Source organism: Agrobacterium sp. 10MFCol1.1, from assembly GCF_000381165.1.
Lineage (GTDB): Bacteria > Pseudomonadota > Alphaproteobacteria > Rhizobiales > Rhizobiaceae > Agrobacterium > Agrobacterium tumefaciens.
The window spans coordinates 1-1,126 of record NZ_KB906099.1 but is presented as its reverse complement, the minus strand read 5'-3'; the positions used below and the strand labels follow the sequence as shown (position 1 = coordinate 1,126).

Here is a 1,126-nt window from a genome sequence, read left to right as displayed (position 1 = left end):
AATCGCCAAACGAAATCTCCGATACGCAAACGGGGAGACCAAACGCTCAAACGTGCCGCAAGTCGTAAGTGCGCCCTTGTCTGTTTACCGGTGGCGAGGCTAGCAACATCGAACGGGCATTTCGACTACTAAAAGTAGTAGTCGCCAAGTGGCAATTACTCGTGTTTGAATAGGGACACAAACGCATCAATCCGAGGAGGGGGATGCACAGGCCGATCGCACAAGGGGTCAGGGACAAGGGACAATGGTTGCTGGACGAGCGGAATAAAGGATTGCAGGCGCGGCTGGACAAAACAGGAGCGGGCGCGGGCATTCGATTGGCGGCTACCAAAAATCGGAGTTTCAAAGAAGTTTACAATGGACCATACAGGATACCGTCCAGAAACGGAGCAGACATGAAGACCAGCCTTGAACATTTGCCGGAACGAAAGCAACGCGAGCTCGCGCGCGTCGTCGGAATTATCCAGGAAGAGTTTGCTGATCTGGTGGAGCGCTCGAAGTCTGACGCCAAAAAAGACGGACGGATTTTCAAAATCATTCTGTTCGGTTCTTACGCGCGTGGCACCTGGGTGGATGAACCGCATACGTCGAAAGGCTATCGCTCGGATTTCGACATTCTCGTCATCGTCAGCAACAAGGAACTGGCCGATCCCAAATACTGGGACAAGACAACAGACCGGCTGATGTGGGACAAGGAGATCGAGACGCCCGTGGGCCTGATCGTGCACGGCGCTCGCGAGATCAGCAACTTTTTGAATGATGGCCAACCCTTCTTTGTTGATCTCGCCCGTGAAGGCATCGTGCTTTACGAATTCGACGATAGGCCGCTGGCTGAACCGAAACCGCTCAAACCTGCTGATGCACTCAGGGTGGCAGAGGAGCATTTTTACGAAGAAATGGCTGCCGCTCGCTCGTTTCTCGATACGTCGCTGTATCTGAAAGACAAGCGGATAAAGCATGCTGTCTTCGAACTCCATCAAGCAGTGGAGAGCGCTTACAATTGCTACCTCCTGACACTGACAAATTATTCGCCTGCGTCGCACAATCTCAAATTCCTGCGTGGACTTTCCGAAGGTCGTGATCACCGTTTGATCGACATCTGGCCGCGCGACCGTCAGCGATTTAC

Annotated in this window: 1 protein-coding gene; it reads left to right on the top strand. The window is 53.0% G+C overall.

Annotated elements, in window-relative coordinates:
- Positions 1–395 precede the first annotated feature (395 nt).
- Positions 396–1,126, top strand: a 731-nt coding sequence (locus tag F617_RS0126785; protein ID WP_019567439.1) for a nucleotidyltransferase and HEPN domain-containing protein, incomplete at its 3' end; no start/stop codon positions are given.